The sequence below is a fragment of the Halalkalibacter nanhaiisediminis genome (assembly GCF_007830185.1).
GTDB lineage: Bacteria > Bacillota > Bacilli > Bacillales > Bacillaceae_D > Halalkalibacter > Halalkalibacter nanhaiisediminis.
The window spans coordinates 210,392-228,048 of sequence record NZ_VLKZ01000004.1; the positions used below are offsets into that span (position 1 = coordinate 210,392).

Below are 17,657 nucleotides of genomic sequence, written 5' to 3' on the forward strand. Positions count from 1 at the left end.
ATTGCTTCCTCCTTTTTATCCTTACATATGAACGAGATTCTTTATATACACTAACTGGGTTCCTGGTGAATGCAGGATGGGAAGTATAAACAAGTTATTTTTTAGGAGGCAGGACATGAGAGTTGATGGACGAGCTAAAAATGAATTACGCGAAGTGGTATTTCAACCGCATTTTGTAAAACATCCAGAAGGATCGGTGCTTATTGCAATGGGGGAGACAAAGGTGATATGTACAGCTAGTATTGAAGATCGTGTACCTCCATTTATGCGAGGACAAGGAAAAGGGTGGATCACGGCGGAGTATGCAATGCTACCACGAGCAACTGAACAACGAAATATTCGCGAATCATCAAAAGGAAAGGTCAGCGGGCGGACGATGGAGATTCAACGTTTGATCGGGAGGTCGCTTCGTTCGATAATCGATCTTAGTAAAATTGGAGAGCGTACGATTTGGATTGATTGTGATGTGATCCAAGCAGATGGCGGAACGCGTACAGCATCGATAACTGGGGCTTTTGTGGCGCTTGCATTTGCTGTTAATAAGGCTATGAGCGAAGGCAAAATAAAAGAATGGCCGATTCATGATTTTTTAGCAGCGATTTCGGTTGGGGTTGATGAGAAGGAAGGAGAAATCCTTGATTTATGTTACCAGGAGGATGCAGGAGCAGAAGTCGATATGAATGTGGTTATGACGGGGAATCATCAATTTGTCGAACTTCAAGGTACTGGAGAAGAGGCAACGTTTTCGAGAGAGCAATTAAATAAGCTGCTTGACATTGCCGAGAATGGAATTGATCAACTGATTACGATGCAGCGTGAGGTTTTAGGAGATATCGCTGAACGAATAAAATAAAAGTATCAAGTAGTAGGGAGGAGTTTGACAGTGAAGAAGGAAGTTATTATTGCGACAAAGAATAAAGGGAAGGTAAAAGAATTTGAACAACTGTTTGCAAAAGTCGGTTGGACTGTTCGTTCTTTGCTTGATTATCCCGATATCCCAGATGTGATTGAAGATGGCGTAACGTTTGCTGAAAACGCAGCAAAAAAAGCTGAAACGATTTCAAATGCCTTCGATCAAATGGTCATTGCTGATGACTCTGGATTAATGGTCGATGCATTAGACGGTCGTCCAGGAATTTATTCAGCTCGTTATGCAGGTTCAGATAAAAGTGATGCAGCAAACAATGAAAAAGTACTATTGGAATTACAGGATGTTCCAAGTGGTGAACGAACGGCTCGTTTTGTTTGCACAATAGCTGTTGCAAGACCCAATGCTAAAACGATCTTTTACGAAGGGACTTGTGAAGGTGTGATTGCAAGAGAAAAAGCTGGAGCCAATGGATTTGGATATGATCCAATCTTTTTTATACCTGAGCTTGGAAAAACGATGGCACAACTAACTTCTAAAGAAAAGAATGAACGGAGCCATCGCTCTATGGCGATCAATAAATTATTTGCCAATCAAGCTGAGTGGAGCTAGGATTAGGAGAGGAGGCTAAACGGATGAAAGCATTAATTATAAGCGATAGCCATGGGTTAGAAGACGAGTTAAACGAAGTCATTGACCGTCATAAAAATGAAGTGGATATTTTCATTCATTGTGGCGACTCAGAGCTTACAAAGGATCATTTTGCTCTCCAAGGCGTAAACGTAGTCAAAGGAAATTGCGATTACGGCGATGATTTTTTAGAAGAATGGGTAGAAACAATTGATGATACCACAATATATGTCACGCATGGTCATTTATATAATGTGAAAATGACCCATGTTCCTTTAAGTTACCGTGCAGAAGAAAAAGGGGCTCAAATTGCTTGTTTTGGCCATTCTCATGTCGCTGGAGCCTTTGAAGAAAATAGCGTGATTTATATTAACCCAGGTAGTATTCGCATGCCGCGCAATCGCAAAGAAAAAACATATTGTATTTGCGCACGAACGTCTACTGAAACAACTGTAACTTATTATGAACAAAATGGTAAAGTCGTTGAAGACCTTACAAGTCGTTTTTAAATAAACTAAAACTTAGGTCTCCCTACTCGATTCTTTGAGACAAGAGTGGGGAGATTTAATAAAAAAATTGAGAAGCTGTTGACATTTAAGATTATTTTGGTTATATTAATATATGTCTTCGACAGAAAAATCACCTTTACTGTGCGGGTGTAGTTTAGTGGTAAAACCTCAGCCTTCCAAGCTGATGTCGTGAGTTCGATTCTCATCACCCGCTTTTTTGTCTCAGTAGCTCAGCAGGATAGAGCAACGGCCTTCTAAGCCGTCGGTCGGGAGTTCGAATCTCTCCTGGGACGTAATTAACTTTGAGAAAACTTAATAGTATCAACGATTGCTTGAGTAAAGTATTTCGAACGGGATTCTAACCCATAAGAAATTTCATCAAGATTTCGTTGCAATCAACCTTCAATTATTTTAATTGGAGGTTTTTTGTTTTGACTAAGAAAAAAGGTATTTTTGACGTTACAGTATCTACTGAAATACTGAAACCGAAAAAAGAAACAATTGCAAAAGGAATGGAAATTGAAAAAGCACTTTCCATCATTGAACGGCAAATGAAATTAAACGGTTATCGTGAGCGTACACTAAATGATTACAATTTAATTTTTAATCAGTTTACTGAAGCAACTGGAGTGAAATATTTAGAAGAAATAACTGTACCAAAAATTTATGAATGGTTGGACAGCATGAATGTTTCTAATTCAACTAAATTAACGAGATTGAAATGTGTCTGAAAGCAGTATTGGGAAAATGTTTTAACAATGGTTACTTTCAATCTAAATTTTGGTTAACAGTTCAAATCAAGGTCGATAAAAAAATTAAAACTGGTGCAAAGGAAAACGATTTAAACGTATTGTTATCGTTATTAGATACCACAACATTTATTGGACTTAGAGATGCCGTAGCAATTCTAACATTTTATAAAACTGGTATCCGAATTAATACACTCGGATAAATGCGAGAAAGTCATATTGATTTTAAAAATAAGATTTTAAATCTTACAGGCGATATTATGAAAAATCATAAATTTTTAAAGTTACCAATAGATGACCAACTAATTGACCTGTTCAAAGTATTAATTGAGCAAAATAATAAAATTCGAACTTATTATGAGCAAGAGAATGACTTCTTGTTTGTTACGATGAAAGGCACAACTATTAATACGAGTAGCACGAATAATGCAATATCCAAGCAGTTAAACAAATATGCTAAACGATATGAGTTGCCTAATATCAACCCTCATGCAATCAGACGAGCATTTGCGAAGAATCTGTATGACAAAGGAGCTAGATGTTGCGTTGATTTCTAAAGCACTTGGTCATTCAAATTTAGCGGTAACTACGCAGTATCTAGATATTAGCATTGAAGAAGTAGCGCAAAGCTTGCTTGATTATTTATAAATTCATTGAGGCAATCACTAAATTGTGATTGCCTTTTATTATGTTAAAATATAGAAAAAGGAGGTCGTAATATGGATATAAAAAGTATGCTAGGAGATTCAGATGTAACTATTTTAGCTAAATTTGTAGAACCCCAATTTGTTGAAACAACTATGGCTGGAAATATTTATTTTGCTAGAAATAAATATTTCATCGAACTGGAAGAAAAAGAAACTAATAAAGGAATAGCAGATAAACATGAAGGCGGTTGGAGCTTTTTACTTCAAAAGGGTGACCAAATAATATTGGAAACAGATGAAGAAAAGCTGGTATTACCTGTTACTCCGAATGTAATTCATACTAGATATGATGTAATATCACAAATTCCAATTTGTTGTTTTGTTTATTTATCGGTAAAAAACGATTTTAAAATTGTACCTAATACAAATCAAATAAAATTAAAACCAGAAGTAGAGATTGAATTAAGAAAACAGTTTAAGGGACGACATTTGATTTTGTTTAGCGATATTACAAAGGTTCTAGAACGCTTTGAAAAAGCAGCTAAAGCAATGGATTTTCATCTAGCAAGAGGGTTGGTCGAATATTTCGATGAACAGAATGATCCACACCCACTCATTAAAGAAGAATATGAAACAAATCCGATTGCTGCATTATTTTATAAAAGTAAATTTTTTGAACATCAAAAAGAATTTCGGTTTGTTATTAGTAAGTTTTTGGATAATGATGTAACAGTAAACGTAGGGAATATTAAAGATATTGCAGTTGAATTAGGCTTGGTTGAAATAGATAAAGAATTACCAATTGAAATGATAATCAAGGAATAATTTTTAATCAAGTTATAGGCATTGCTCGTCATGGAGCGATGTTTTATTTTTGTTTATCAACTTATCTGCTCAGTAAATAAAACGCACACATCGGAAAGCTGTGCACGTTTACTGATAATAAGGCAATCATTGTTTTATCAATTTTGTTCTACTTTATTCCGTATTTCATCTGTAACTTCTACAAGTAAATCAATTGTTTCATGAATAATATTTAAAAATTCAGTTGAAGTTGTATAATTCCCAACTGAAAGTGTTCTTATCACGGAGCCATCTGCTTGTTTTTCTGGGTTTCCAATTCCTGAATCAATTTGGCTTGGTCGGAAATTATGAACGAGATTATTTCTGTATTCATTCATTTTTTTAAACTTTATATTTTGCGGAAGATCATTTAAATAATCAAATAAATCTTTATCTACTGTTTCAAGTTCATTTAAGACCTTTTTTCTAAAACCTAGTTTAGGTTCCACACCCAAATTAAATTTTACATTCACTAAATGATACACAGTATCAATTAAACCTTCAGCTCTTGTAAAAAAGCTTTCCATGTAAAATCCAAACCAATATAAATTAGCAAAATGTCGTTCTTCAAAATGTGGGAAATACGAAATACTAGCACCGTTTTTACCTGGTGATATGTACCATTCATCGTCAGGTATTCCAGCGTCAAAATAAGATTTTAATAATGTGTAATTTTGTGTTAAATCAAACGCTCTATTATTATATTCTCTCACCCAATACTTCAGTTCCACACCATTGTCATATCCAAATAAATCTAATAAAGTGTCCTGTGTTGTTGGTGGTTCAAACCCTAATTTTTCAAATGCACTTGCTTTTTCTTTACAAATTTCTTGCCAATCTTCTTTTGCCGGGTACTTAGCGTAATCATAAATATCCATATTAACACCTCCTACAATACTATTCAACAATTGGAGAAAGATTCCTTTTTAGTTTTCTCTTCCAATATAATTAATATCATCTGTCAAATCTTTACCGATATATATTTCCAATAAGGAAATGTAATTTTATAAATAACTTTCATTGTGCCAATTCCAACATAATATCTTGATATTAACAATCAATTAGCCCTCCGATAATTAGTGAATTTATTTATGTGCAAAAAGGTACACTTTTTGGAACGCATATCATGATACGGTTGAATAAGGGTTTGGGTAGTCTCATATGGTATCTAGCTTACTTTTGAAACGTATCATTTTTACAATTGACCTTTTGATACTAATTCGATACGATAAGAGTATTAAATAACAAGGTGGATTTAACCAATGGATAACAAAGAGTTCGGATATGTTCGAGTAAGTAGTAATGACCAAAACGAAACACAACAACTGGATAGCATGTATGCTATTGGAATTGATGAGCGTGATATCCATATCGATAAGCAAAGCGGAAAAGACTTCAATAGACCTCAATACCAAGCTTTGAAATTGCGTTTACGTAAAGGAGATACATTATACATACATTCATTAGATCGACTTGGTCGTAACAAAAAGGTGATTCTTGACGAGTGGAAAGATATCACACAGAACATCGAAGCGCATATTGTTGTAATTGACATGCCATTATTAGATACACGTAAGTATAATGATTCGATCGGATCTTTTGTAGCTGACTTAGTATTACAGGTTTTGTCGTGGATTGCTGAGGAAGAGAGAATGAAGATTAAGACTCGTCAAGCTGAAGGTATAGCTTCTGCAAAGGCTCACGGTAAACACCTAGGAAGACCTAAAACATCTATAACATCTGAATTTGAGCAGGCTTATAAGCAATGGAAAGCGGGGGATATAACTGCAGTAGAAGCAATGAAGAAATCAAATCTAACTAAGGCTACATTTTATCGCAAGGTAAAGGAATATGAGGCAAGTTAAGAGACTCCTCATGGGGTCTCTATCTAATGAGGATAGAGGGGGATAATTCCACATTTTTAATATGACTATAAATGAGATAAAAGGTAGGTTGGTTCATTCACACCCTATGATTTTTTTGAAACTTTGAATAATTGCCAGAATTACTTAAAGATTTCAATATGTTATCATATTAAATATGAGGACTTGAAAGCAGGTGTAATCATTGTGCAATTAAATGAAAATACAAGAAAGCTTGCCATCGAAATTATTGTGAATTTAGTTAATATAAAGAATCTTATGTATGAACATATCTTAAAGCCAGCTGGCGTTAAAAAGGAGCAATTTGCAAGGTTAAGAAGCCTTAAAAATCCAGAAGGAAAGCCGTTAACAAAAAGAGAAATTGGTATATTATTGTTGGACGAATCAAAAAATCAGATAGAAGAGAAGAAGTTTATTAAATCCCTAATTGAACTTGCTGCCAAGTGGAATAGATTTCATTTAGCTGATAATGAATATAGTGCCAGAGCTATCGTTCAAAAGGCGAGGGAAGAATTGAATACAATTGAAATAATGGAAGCTAACGAGGCACAATTGCTTGAAGAAGAGAAAAAACGTGAAATTCTTAGAGTTGAAGAATTAAAAAGGAAAGTAAGGCAAGATAGAAAAAAAGAGATCTATGAGCGTTCCAAATTATTGTTGCTAATGTTTGACGAGATGGCTACCAAGGAAAAAAATCCACAGAGAAAAGGATATTTGTTAGAAGAATTAACAAATATGTTATTCCAGCTTTATGACATTGCGTTATTAGAAAGCTTTAGAAGGAACAACGGTGGTGAACAGATCGATGGAGCATTTAAATTAGATGGATGGCATTATCTTGTTGAAATGAAATGGACCAATCAACTTACAGATATGAGTCAATTGGATTCATTATATGGGAAGGTTTCCCGTTCTGGCAAACAAACTATGGGATTATTTATATCTATAAATGGATGGTCTCAAAATGTAATTCCTTTAATGAAACAACACCCAGATAAAACTATCTTTTTAATGGATGGATTTGACTTAAGAGTGGTTCTGGCAGGTGAAATAGACTTAATTGAAATTCTGCATAAGAAGATAGCGAAGTTTAACTTATTAGCAGAACCTTTTGTTGGTGCAAAAGAACTTATTTGATAAGGTAAAGGAATTAAGTCATACAACAAAAATTTTCGCAAGTTTGGTATTAAAAATCCTAATGTTACACTTACTATATAACAAGAAGAAGGAGTGGATAGCGTGAGTAAAAATACCAGGCTATATTTCTACTTTGCAAATAAACTAATCATGTCTGGAACTGCTAAAGAATTTATAGAAATGGGAGTTTTTGTACATGATGATTCAAACAATGGAACACCAAAAGAAGAAGATGTACTACTACAACTTGGTGATCGTTTCACTCTGACTGACTTTCCCGCTGAAGGAAATACTATGATTGTTAGAGTGATTGAAATGAAGGCGGGTAACAACTTCGATGATGGAGATTTCATCAAATATTATCTTGAAGAGTACAAGAGTAAATGATTTACGCAATAGGTTATAGAGAAGTTATTAAAGAAGGTCAACACCAATTCATTATAGAAAAACACATAACAAAAGAAGAGTATGAAGAAATCCAGTCTATGTTAGGTGAAGCTAAAAAAATAAATTCAATGACCCATGTTTATCAACTTTTTGAAAGAAACGGTAATGAATTTTTAGCTTACATATCGAAAGTTAATGAAATACTGAATTCAGATAACGAACAAATATATTTAGAAGCCAACCGATTATTGATTAATTACCTTTCTTCCTTGTCTATGTTTATTGATTATGGAGAAAGATACAATCAAAAACATTTTGGAAAACAGAAATTGAAGGAATTTGAAAGTAAAACACATGATTTTTACGATAATCACGTATCATATCGATTTATGGCATTAATGAGGAATTATGCTTTACATTATGGTTTCCCCTTAACAAATATCAGGAGAAGTCTAGTAAATCAAAATGGTGTTTTTGCATCAAAGCGAACATTATTAGGCTTTAAGTCATGGAAACATGCTAGGGAAGATATTGAAATAATGCCTGAATTAATTCGAATTGAACCACATGTAGAAATTTCAATGCTTTTCATAAAACACTTATATGATTCTTATCTTTACGATTTGACTCCTGTCTTGATAAAAGGGCTAGAATACCTAAATGCCCTGATAAAAAGGAATGGTGGAAAAGTACCTTTACTTGCAACATTTAAAGATATTGAAGAATTAAAAAAAGGAAACATTTCAGTCGACCTTATTGAACCCAACACGTATATCAAGGTCCTCGAAATAATAAAAAGCCATCCAAGCATAAATATTATAGAAAAGTAATTGAAGGGAATTGCTTTAAAGTGTAAATAGGAACTGGCTTTAGTACCATTTTTTTAGGAATAACAAGTAATGAAAAGTACTAAAACAGTTATGAATAATTGATATAACTCCATTCAAAAGCCCTTTTGACCCGACCGTGATTTAATGGACAGCACGTATCAATGTCGAAACTATCAATTAAGAAGCCTTATTCCAATCTTCAAGAAATAAGGCTTTTTTTATTAAAAGCACTTCGAAATCATCATTTTTATTGTTTATATTGCTTTAAAGTTATAACTTAATTAAAATGAAGTAGCGATTACGGTCTAAGTTCGAAAAGTGACCGTTATACATAACCTAAGAAAACTATTGATATATTGAGGTTTCCCATTACTTCAAGCACACGCCTTCTAAGCGTGCGGTCGGGAGTTCGAATCTCTCCTGGGACGCCATTTAACTTACATAATAAACGTCTCCATTTCATATTGAAGTGGAGACGTTTTTTGCATGCGTTGGAGCATATTGTAACACTTGCTCAAAATAGATATGCTCATTTTGTAACAACAGTTTGGCATCGTAGAAGACGACACGCCACCTCTGCTTTTTTAATAACCGTACAATTCGCTTTTCGTCTATACCAGGACTAGTCTCTATTAAAGCTAGTTTGAATGGAACGAGTGCAAGGTTAATCCTCACACCATTAATCCAATAATGCGGAGTTGGATAATATAAGTTAGCTTGTAATTGTTCGTAGAGAAATTTTTCCGCAGGAGTATCACAAGTTTGTGATAAATCTTCTACAACAATAAGAGAAGCGCGTGTTCGATTTCTTACGTGTACAAACGGAAATCTCTTTGAAAGTCTCAACCACTTTTTAAAATACTTGACCATCATTTTATCACCCATTAATAGGATGTCCTACCTCTTAAGTTTCTATGCTATTCGTTCCAATGACTTTTTTTCTACAACCCATGTTTTTAAGGCGTCCTGTGGGGAAAAACCAAATTTCATACTAAGCCATTCTTTTAATTAAAATTTAAGCAATATCAATAAAAAATACCAAAGACTTTTCAAAGATTTCTTTCAACTCAAAACAATGCTAATTATCCATATAAATCAATGTTGTAAGCGTATACATATTGATCGACATATCAAAATAGTCAAATTATTTTTTCTAAAGTGGTTGACCATCTTCCTGAATGAGCGTATGATAAACCTCAAACAACAACTATTATATAAACAAATGTCCGCTCAAGAGAGAACATTTCATGCACAAAGCTACATGTATTTTATAGCTACTTAGAAAGTTGCATGAGACATAGGGAGAGTGAGCGTCATGAGTGAACAGTGGATTTATTTAAATGGCGAATTTGTTGAAAAACACGATGCTAAAATCTCCGTTTATGATCATGGTTTCTTATATGGAGATGGTGTTTTTGAAGGTATTCGAGTTTATGATGGAAATGTGTTTAGACTAAAAGAGCATCTTGACCGGCTCTACGATTCAGCTAAGTCTATTATGCTTGTCATTCCTCATACAAAAGAAGAAATGACAGATTTAGTTATAAAGACACTTCAAAGAAATAAATTGCGAAGTGCTTATATTCGTCTTGTTATATCTAGAGGTGTAGGAAATCTAGGACTTGATCCATCGTCTTGTGCTAAGCCACAAATCGTTATCATTGCTGAAGAATTAGCTCTCTTTCCAAAAGAGCTCTATGATAGCGGATTAGAAATTATTACGGTAGCAACAAGAAGAAATCGTCCAGATGTACTTAGTCCTAAGGTTAAATCACTGAATTATTTGAATAACGTTCTTGTCAAGATTGAAGCAAGTCTTGCGGGTGTAAGTGAAGCATTGATGCTGAATGATCAAGGCTACGTTGCTGAAGGATCAGCTGACAATGTGTTTATTATAAAGGGTAAGAAAATCCTAACACCACCAGGCTATATTGGAGCCCTTGAAGGAATTACACGCAATGCTATCATGGAGATTGCTACAGAGCTTGGCTATACTGTCAAAGAAGAGCCATTTACACGTCATGATGTTTATGTAGCTGATGAAGTTTTCTTAACAGGAACTGCGGCCGAAGTGATTGCAGTAGTGAAGGTCGATGGGCGCGTAATTGGAAATGGTGTTCCTGGAAAAGAAACACAACAGCTCCTAGAAGCTTTCCGACACCGTGTGATTGAAGACGGTGAGAAGGTATATAAAGAAGATCAAGAAATAGAAGTTAGTTAAATAGAGAGATAGAAGCAATTGAATAGGGAGCGGGTAGTATGAGAAGTAACATGATAAAAAAAGGTATTGATCGTGCACCTCATCGAAGCTTACTTCGAGCAGCTGGAGTAAAAGAAGATGAGATGGATAAGCCATTTATCGGAGTTTGTAACTCTTATATTGATATCATTCCAGGTCACATGCATTTAAATAAATTTGCAGAAGTTGCTAAAGAAGCAATACGTGAAGCGGGTGGAATTCCTTTTGAATTCAACACAATTGGTGTTGACGATGGTATTGCTATGGGACATATCGGTATGCGTTATTCACTACCAAGTCGTGAAATCATTTGTGACGCTGCAGAAACAGTTATTAATGCGCATTGGTTTGACGGAGTATTTTACATTCCAAATTGTGACAAAATCACACCAGGGATGTTAATGGCATCTGTAAGAACGAACGTCCCATCAGTATTCGTTTCAGGTGGACCAATGGAAGCAGGTAGAACGAAAGATGGTCAGAGCTTATCTCTTGTGTCTGTCTTTGAAGGAGTAGGGGCATTTGCTTCTGGAAAAATGTCACGAGAAGAATTGCTTGAAATTGAACAAAGTGCATGTCCGACATGTGGTTCTTGTTCAGGAATGTTCACTGCAAATTCAATGAACTCGTTGATGGAAATGCTTGGAATGGCTTTGCCAGGTAACGGAACGATTGTAGCAACTTCTAATGATCGTCATCAGCTTATTAAAGATGCCGCAAAGCACTTGATGAATTTAATAGAGAAAGACATTAAACCTAGAGACATTATTACAGAAGAAACAATTGATGATGCGTTTGCACTTGATATGGCAATGGGTGGGTCAACTAATACGGTCCTTCATACATTAGCAATTGCGAATGAAGCAGAAATTGATTATGACTTAAATCGAATTAATAAAGTCGCTGAGCGAGTGCCATATTTAAGTAAGATTAGCCCAGCATCTGATTATTCAATGGATGATGTTCACAAAGCAGGTGGCGTTAGTGCGATCATTAAAGAGCTTTGTGCAATTGAAGGTGCTATACATCCAGAACGAATTACAATCACAGGAAAAAGTTTGTATGAAAATGTAAAAGATGCAGAGATTACAAATGACGATGTTATCCGACGTAAAGATAACCCATATAGTCCAGTTGGAGGACTCTCCATTTTATATGGTAATATCGCACCAGATGGTGGAGTTATTAAAGTAGGAGCTGTAGATCCATCTATTAAAGTTTTTGAGGGAGAAGCAATTGTTTTTAACTCTCAAGAAGAAGCGCAAAAAGGAATTGATGATGGCCTTGTACGTGAAGGGCACGTTGTTGTAATCCGCTATGAGGGACCAAAAGGTGGTCCAGGAATGCCTGAGATGCTTGCTCCAACAGCAGCGATTTCTGGACGCGGATTAGGAACGAAAGTAGCTCTTATTACAGATGGTCGCTTTTCTGGGGCATCTCGTGGGATTTCAATCGGTCATATATCTCCAGAAGCAGCAGATGGTGGCCCAATTGCTTTCGTTGAAAATGGTGATCGTATTCGCATTGATTTAACAAATCGTACAATTGAATGGCTTGTATCTGAAGAAGTTCATGCAGAGCGTAAAGAAGGTTTTGTAGCACCTGAGCCAAAAGTGAAAAAAGGCTATCTTGCTAGATATGCAAAGCTTGTTACATCAGCCAACACAGGCGGAGTCATGAAAATTTAATAGCAAAAAACGAAGAAGAGGAAAAGTACTTATTGGTTGGACATCAACAGAGAGCCGTGCTGCTGAGATGCGGTGTTGTCACCAATGAGGAAGCTCACCTCAGAGTATCAGCCTGAACGATTTTCTAGTAAGGTTGATCGAGTGTTCACAGCACTCGTTATCAAAATGTGGTAAGTGCGAGCTTATCCATAAGATTGAATCAATTCGATTCAATGAATAAGGGTGGTACCGTGGAGAGAAAACCTTTTCACCCCTTAAGCCAACATAATGGCTTTCTATGGGGTGAAAAGGTTTTTTTGTTATATAGTTACCTATTGATTTGATAAATAGAAATTGAATGATTATGCGAGGAGGCACGAGGAGATGAGTATGAAGGTGAAGAAAAACGAAGAACAGACGAGTAATGAGCCAATCGAAGAGTTGTCAGGATCAGGAATGTTGATTGCAGCACTTGCGAAAGAAGGTGTCGATGTCATTTTCGGCTACCCTGGTGGCGCCATTCTTCCAACTTATGATGAAATCTATAAAAAAGGGATTCGTCATATTCTTGCAAGGCATGAACAAGGAGCGATCCATGCTGCACAAGGCTATGCTAGAGTGTCTGGAAAGCCAGGAGTCTGTATCGTGACATCTGGTCCTGGGGCAACAAATGTTGTAACTGGAATTGCAGATGCGATGATTGACTCACTTCCTCTTGTTGTTATTACGGGTCAAGTAGCAACAACTGTTATTGGAACAGATGCTTTCCAAGAGGCTGACATGATTGGGATCACAATGCCAATAACAAAGCATAACTACCAAGTTCGATCTGTAGAGGAGTTACCACGAATTTTAAAAGAAGCGTTTCATATTGCAACGACTGGACGTCCAGGCCCAGTGCTAGTTGATTTACCAAAAGATGTGTCACTGGCAACTGGATTATTTGATTATGACAAGGAAATTGATTTACCAGGCTATCAACCAACAATTGTGCCGAATCGTCTTCAAATTCGTAAGGTAAATGAAGCAGTTTCAACAGCGAAAAAGCCAGTTATTTTAGCTGGTGCAGGCGTATTACATGGAAATGCGTCAGATGAGCTTGTTACATTTGTTGAGAAAAATCAGATTCCTGTTGTCAATACACTTCTTGGGTTAGGCTGTTTTCCTGGAGAGCATGAGTTATTTTTAGGTATGGGTGGTATGCACGGCACTTATACAGCGAATATGGCGATTCATGAAGCTGATTTACTTATCAGCATTGGTGCTCGCTTTGATGATCGACTAACAGGAAATCTAGCTCATTTTGCTCCAGAAGCTCGTGTTGTTCATATTGATATTGATCCAGCTGAGATTGGTAAAAATATCGAAACAGAAATCCCTGTAGTTGGCGATGCGAAAAAAGCGTTGCAAATGTTACTGGAAGAGAATGGTGAGCCTGGAGACACAAAAGAATGGTGTTCAAAACTTCAACAACTGAAGCAAGAATATCCACTTTGGTACAAAGAAGACGGTGAAACAATTAAACCACAACAGTTACTTGAACTTATTCATGACGTAACGAATGGTGAAGCGATCGTGACAACAGATGTCGGTCAACACCAAATGTGGTCAGCCCAGTTTTACAAGTTTAACAGGCCAAACCGTTGGGTAACTTCAGGTGGGCTTGGAACAATGGGCTTTGGTTTCCCAGCAGCTATTGGAGCTCAATTTGCTGAGCCAGAGGCGACTGTTATCTCTGTTGTTGGAGATGCTGGTTTCCAAATGACAGCACAAGAGATGTCAATTTTGCAGGAATTAAATCTACCAGTGAAAATTGTCATTGTTAATAATGCTTCACTAGGAATGGTTCGCCAGTGGCAGCAGTTATTTCATGGCGAACGCTACTCTAATTCCCTATTTCCGATTCAACCAAACTTCGTAAAGTTAGCAGAAGCTTACGATATTAAAGGAATCAGAGTTGATGCAAAATCAGATCTGCGCGCTGCATTAGAAGAAATGATTGCTCACCCTGGACCTGTTCTAATGGATATTCGTGTAGCAAAAGAGGAAAATGTTTATCCAATGATTGCTCCAGGTAAAGGCCAGCATCAAATGGAGGGGATTAAGCCATGAAACGTACAATCACTGCCCTTGTAAATAATACGTCAGGTGTTCTAAATCGAATTACAGGGTTGTTTGCTAGACGTCATTATAATATTGAAAGTATTACTGTTGGAGTGACTGAGAACCCTGCAATTTCGAGAATGACTTTTGTCGTTGCTACTGACAGCATGCAAAATATTGAGCAAGTGATTAAGCAGTTGAATAAGCAAGTTGATGTTCTGAAAGTTCAAGATATTACCGATGAATCTATTGTAGCGAGAGAGCTAGCCTTAATTAAGGTTGTCGTTACTCCGCAACAACGAGGTGAGGTAGCTGCACTTGTTAATCCGTTTAGAGCATCAATTATTGATATCGGTCGTGAAAGCATGACCGTCCAGATTACGGGTGACCACCCAAAGGTTGAAGCTTTTATTGACCTCCTTCGTCCTTATGGGTTAAAGGAAATTGCCCGAACTGGTATTACAGCCTTTAAGCGTAGCACCAAACAACCTGTCAACGATCCTTATCGATTGACACTCATTAATTAGTAAGTGGAATTTTTTATTCCTTTTATAAAAAATAAAAACAACATTAGAGGAGAGATTTATTATGGCAAAGGTTTATTACAATTCAGATGTAAATGAAGGAATTTTAAAAGATAAGAAGGTAGCAGTTATTGGTTACGGTTCACAAGGTCATGCGCATTCTTTGAACATGCGTGAAAGTGGTCAGGATGTTATTATCGGACTTCGCCCAGGAAAGTCTTGGGATAAAGCTGTAGAAGATGGTTTTGAAGTGCTTAGTGTTCGTGAAGCTGCAGCTAAAGCAGATCTAATCATGATTCTTCTTCCAGATGAGCTTCAACCAACAGTATACAAAAATGAAATCGAACCTGAGTTAACAGCAGGTAAGACACTTGCATTTGCACATGGTTTCAATATTCACTTTAACCAAATCGTTCCACCAAGTGATGTAGACGTATTCCTTGCAGCACCAAAAGGACCAGGACATTTAGTACGTCGTGTATTTGAAGAAGGCGGCGGTGTACCAGGATTAATCGCTGTGTATCAAGATGCAACTGGTAATGCAAAAGAAATTGCATTAGCTTATGCGAAGCAAATCGGTTCTGCACGTGCAGGTGTTCTTGAAACAACATTCCAAGAAGAAACTGAAACAGATCTATTTGGTGAACAAGCGGTTTTATGTGGTGGAGCATCTGCACTAGTTAAAGCTGGTTTTGAAACACTAGTTGAAGCTGGTTATCAACCAGAAGTTGCATATTTCGAGTGCTTACATGAATTAAAATTAATCGTTGACCTTATGTATGAAGGTGGACTTGAAACAATGCGTTACTCTATTTCTGATACTGCTCAATGGGGAGATTACGTAGCAGGTCCTCAAATTATTACAGACGACACGAAAAAAGCTATGAAGAAAGTCCTTACTGATATCCAAACTGGTAAATTTGCAAAAGGATGGATCCTTGAAAATCAAGCAAACCGTCCAGAATTTACGGCGATCACTAGAGCTGAAAATCAACATCCAATTGAAGTTGTCGGCCGCGAACTACGTGAAATGATGCCATTCGTGAAAGCAAAATCAAAAATCTAAGGAGTGGTCTGTAGTGCGAAAGATTAATGTTTTTGATACCACGCTAAGAGATGGAGAACAATCAGCAGGTGTAAACTTAAACTTTCAAGAGAAGCTCGAAATTGCAAAGCAACTCGAACGTTTAGGTGTCGATATTATTGAGGCTGGATTTCCAGCCTCTTCACAAGGTGATTTTTCTTCAGTGCAAGCTATCGCACAAACAGTAAAGGGAAGCTCTGTTACAGGCCTTGCTCGTTCGCTTGAGCGTGATATTGAAACAACTTGGGAGGCGCTAAAAGATAGTGCTGAGCCAAGAATTCACGTATTTCTTGCAACATCACCGATTCATATGGAATACAAGTTAAAAATGACACCTGATGAAGTCGTTGAGAATGCTGTTGCAGCGGTGAAATTAGCAGCATCAAAATTCCCACAAGTACAATGGTCAGCAGAAGATGCAAGTCGTACTGAATTGCCGTTTCTTGCTCGCATCATTAAAGAAGTGATTGATGCAGGGGCAACGGTTATCAATTTACCAGATACGGTTGGGTACACGACACCATATGAAATTGGGCAAATGTTTAAATATGTGTCAGAAAATGTATCGAATATTCACAAGGCCATTTTATCAACACATAATCATGATGATTTAGGTATGGCAGTAGCCAATTCCCTTGCTGCGATTCAAAATGGAGCAGGCCAGGTTGAGTGTACGATCAATGGAATTGGTGAACGTGCTGGAAATGCAGCACTTGAAGAAATTGCTGTTGCCTTAAATATTCGCCAAGACCATTATCAAGCTGATACTGGAATCGTGTTAAAAGAAATTAAGCGAACAAGCACCCTTGTTAGCAAGCTGACAGGTATGGTTGTTCCAAGTAATAAAGCAGTTGTTGGAAATAATGCGTTTGCACATGAATCTGGTATTCATCAAGATGGTGTCTTGAAGAACAAGGAAACATACGAAATTATTACACCAGAGCTTGTTGGTGTTTCATCAAATCGTATGGTACTTGGTAAACATTCAGGCCGTCATGCGTTTAAAGATAAGTTAAAAGAGCTTGGCTTTAACGGAACAGATGAAGAGCTTCAAAAGATTTTCATTGCATTTAAAGATTTAGCAGACAAAAAGAAAGAAATCACTGAAGAAGATTTGTTTGCTCTAATGACAGAAGCGACAGTAGGAACAGCTATTGCGCATTACGAGTTAGAAACATTACAAGTCAACTATGGTACGATTAATATTCCGACTGCCACGATTACAATGAAGCTACCATCTGGTGAGGTGGTTCAAGAGGCAGCGACAGGTTCTGGTAGTGTCGAAGCTATCTATAATACACTTGAGAGAGTCATTGATGGTCCTGTTCTATTAACGGATTATCGTATTCAATCAATCTCAGGGGGCCGCGATGCATTGGCAGAAGTATATGTCAATGTGAAGTACGATGGTGTTGAATCATCAGGACGTGGCACAGCTCATGATGTTCTAGAAGCATCAGCAAAAGCTTATATTAATGCGGTTAATCGTACAATTAATCGTCAGCAATATAATCAAAAGCTAACAAAATCAGTAAATGTATAAGAAAAGGGAGGAAG

The 17,657-nt window shown here is 36.7% G+C and carries 19 protein-coding genes, 2 tRNA genes and 1 other annotated feature; of the genes, 19 read left to right on the forward strand and 2 right to left on the reverse strand.

Annotated elements, in window-relative coordinates; all coding sequences use genetic code 11:
* Positions 1-115: 115 nt before the first annotated feature.
* The 9 genes from rph (at position 116) to IQ10_RS08565 (ending at position 4,228) form a co-directional block, all read left to right on the forward strand.
* Positions 116-853: a ribonuclease PH gene (rph, locus tag IQ10_RS08535; protein WP_144450073.1), complete on the forward strand. Its 738-nt coding sequence runs from the start codon at positions 116-118 to the stop codon at positions 851-853.
* A gap of 30 nt (positions 854-883) precedes the next feature.
* A complete protein-coding gene (locus IQ10_RS08540) occupies positions 884-1,480 on the forward strand; it encodes an XTP/dITP diphosphatase (protein ID WP_144450074.1) in 597 nt (198 codons plus the stop codon).
* A gap of 23 nt (positions 1,481-1,503) precedes the next feature.
* Positions 1,504-2,007: a metallophosphoesterase family protein gene (locus IQ10_RS08545; protein ID WP_144450075.1), complete on the forward strand. Its 504-nt coding sequence runs from the start codon at positions 1,504-1,506 to the stop codon at positions 2,005-2,007.
* Between the two features lie 143 nt (positions 2,008-2,150).
* A tRNA-Gly gene (locus IQ10_RS08550) sits at positions 2,151-2,221 on the forward strand.
* Between the two features lie 5 nt (positions 2,222-2,226).
* Positions 2,227-2,300: transfer RNA gene (locus IQ10_RS08555), tRNA-Arg, on the forward strand.
* Positions 2,301-2,438: 138 nt separating this feature from the next.
* Entirely contained in the window at positions 2,439-2,738 is a 300-nt protein-coding gene (locus tag IQ10_RS18765; protein ID WP_367613664.1) for a site-specific integrase, read from the forward strand.
* A gap of 278 nt (positions 2,739-3,016) precedes the next feature.
* Positions 3,017-3,313, forward strand: coding sequence for a tyrosine-type recombinase/integrase (locus IQ10_RS18770; protein ID WP_367613665.1), 297 nt, complete (start codon positions 3,017-3,019; stop codon positions 3,311-3,313).
* Entirely contained in the window at positions 3,279-3,404 is a 126-nt protein-coding gene (locus IQ10_RS18775; protein WP_367613669.1) for a hypothetical protein, read from the forward strand. Before IQ10_RS18770 ends, IQ10_RS18775 begins: the two co-directional genes overlap by 35 nt.
* 71 nt (positions 3,405-3,475) lie before the next feature.
* Positions 3,476-4,228 (forward strand): hypothetical protein, encoded by a 753-nt coding sequence (locus IQ10_RS08565; RefSeq protein WP_144450076.1) that lies wholly within the window; start codon positions 3,476-3,478, stop codon positions 4,226-4,228.
* Between the two features lie 137 nt (positions 4,229-4,365).
* Here the strand turns inward: IQ10_RS08565 and IQ10_RS08570 are convergent, their stop codons facing one another.
* Positions 4,366-5,124, reverse strand: a complete 759-nt coding sequence (locus tag IQ10_RS08570) for a Cthe_2314 family HEPN domain-containing protein (protein WP_144450077.1) — start codon at positions 5,122-5,124, stop codon at positions 4,366-4,368.
* A gap of 384 nt (positions 5,125-5,508) precedes the next feature.
* On the opposite strand from IQ10_RS08570, the gene IQ10_RS08575 reads away from it, so the two are divergent.
* The 4 genes from IQ10_RS08575 (at position 5,509) to IQ10_RS08590 (ending at position 8,483) form a co-directional block, all read left to right on the forward strand.
* A complete protein-coding gene (locus IQ10_RS08575) occupies positions 5,509-6,111 on the forward strand; it encodes a recombinase family protein (protein WP_144450078.1) in 603 nt (200 codons plus the stop codon).
* A 204-nt stretch (positions 6,112-6,315) separates the two neighbouring features.
* Positions 6,316-7,266 carry a hypothetical protein gene (locus IQ10_RS08580; RefSeq protein WP_144450079.1) on the forward strand — a complete coding sequence of 317 codons (951 nt, stop codon included), beginning with the start codon at positions 6,316-6,318 and terminating at the stop codon, positions 7,264-7,266.
* A gap of 102 nt (positions 7,267-7,368) precedes the next feature.
* Entirely contained in the window at positions 7,369-7,653 is a 285-nt protein-coding gene (locus tag IQ10_RS08585) for a hypothetical protein (RefSeq protein WP_144450080.1), read from the forward strand.
* Positions 7,650-8,483 (forward strand): hypothetical protein, encoded by an 834-nt coding sequence (locus tag IQ10_RS08590; RefSeq protein WP_144450081.1) that lies wholly within the window; start codon positions 7,650-7,652, stop codon positions 8,481-8,483. Before IQ10_RS08585 ends, IQ10_RS08590 begins: the two co-directional genes overlap by 4 nt.
* A gap of 459 nt (positions 8,484-8,942) precedes the next feature.
* Here the strand turns inward: IQ10_RS08590 and IQ10_RS08600 are convergent, their stop codons facing one another.
* Positions 8,943-9,353 carry a hypothetical protein gene (locus IQ10_RS08600; RefSeq protein WP_144450082.1) on the reverse strand — a complete coding sequence of 137 codons (411 nt, stop codon included), beginning with the start codon at positions 9,351-9,353 and terminating at the stop codon, positions 8,943-8,945.
* A 445-nt stretch (positions 9,354-9,798) separates the two neighbouring features.
* Here IQ10_RS08600 and ilvE point away from each other — a divergent pair, with 445 nt between their 5' ends.
* The 6 genes from ilvE to IQ10_RS08630 all read left to right on the forward strand — a co-directional run bounded on the left by ilvE (position 9,799) and on the right by IQ10_RS08630 (position 17,643).
* Positions 9,799-10,704 carry a branched-chain-amino-acid transaminase gene (gene ilvE, locus IQ10_RS08605; RefSeq protein WP_144450083.1) on the forward strand — a complete coding sequence of 302 codons (906 nt, stop codon included), beginning with the start codon at positions 9,799-9,801 and terminating at the stop codon, positions 10,702-10,704.
* Positions 10,705-10,742: 38 nt separating this feature from the next.
* Entirely contained in the window at positions 10,743-12,410 is a 1,668-nt protein-coding gene (gene ilvD, locus IQ10_RS08610; RefSeq protein ID WP_144450084.1) for a dihydroxy-acid dehydratase, read from the forward strand.
* A gap of 3 nt (positions 12,411-12,413) precedes the next feature.
* Positions 12,414-12,668 (forward strand) — a binding site (T-box leader).
* A gap of 111 nt (positions 12,669-12,779) precedes the next feature.
* Positions 12,780-14,501, forward strand: a complete 1,722-nt coding sequence (gene ilvB / locus IQ10_RS08615) for an acetolactate synthase large subunit (RefSeq protein WP_437177677.1) — start codon at positions 12,780-12,782, stop codon at positions 14,499-14,501.
* The gene (gene ilvN / locus IQ10_RS08620) at positions 14,498-15,019 is read left to right on the forward strand and encodes an acetolactate synthase small subunit (protein ID WP_144450086.1); all 522 of its coding nucleotides are present in this window, start codon (positions 14,498-14,500) and stop codon (positions 15,017-15,019) included. Before ilvB ends, ilvN begins: the two co-directional genes overlap by 4 nt.
* Positions 15,020-15,080: 61 nt before the next feature.
* Positions 15,081-16,082, forward strand: coding sequence for a ketol-acid reductoisomerase (gene ilvC / locus IQ10_RS08625; RefSeq protein WP_144450087.1), 1,002 nt, complete (start codon positions 15,081-15,083; stop codon positions 16,080-16,082).
* Between the two features lie 13 nt (positions 16,083-16,095).
* Positions 16,096-17,643: a 2-isopropylmalate synthase gene (locus tag IQ10_RS08630; protein WP_144450088.1), complete on the forward strand. Its 1,548-nt coding sequence runs from the start codon at positions 16,096-16,098 to the stop codon at positions 17,641-17,643.
* Positions 17,644-17,657: the final 14 nt, after the last annotated feature.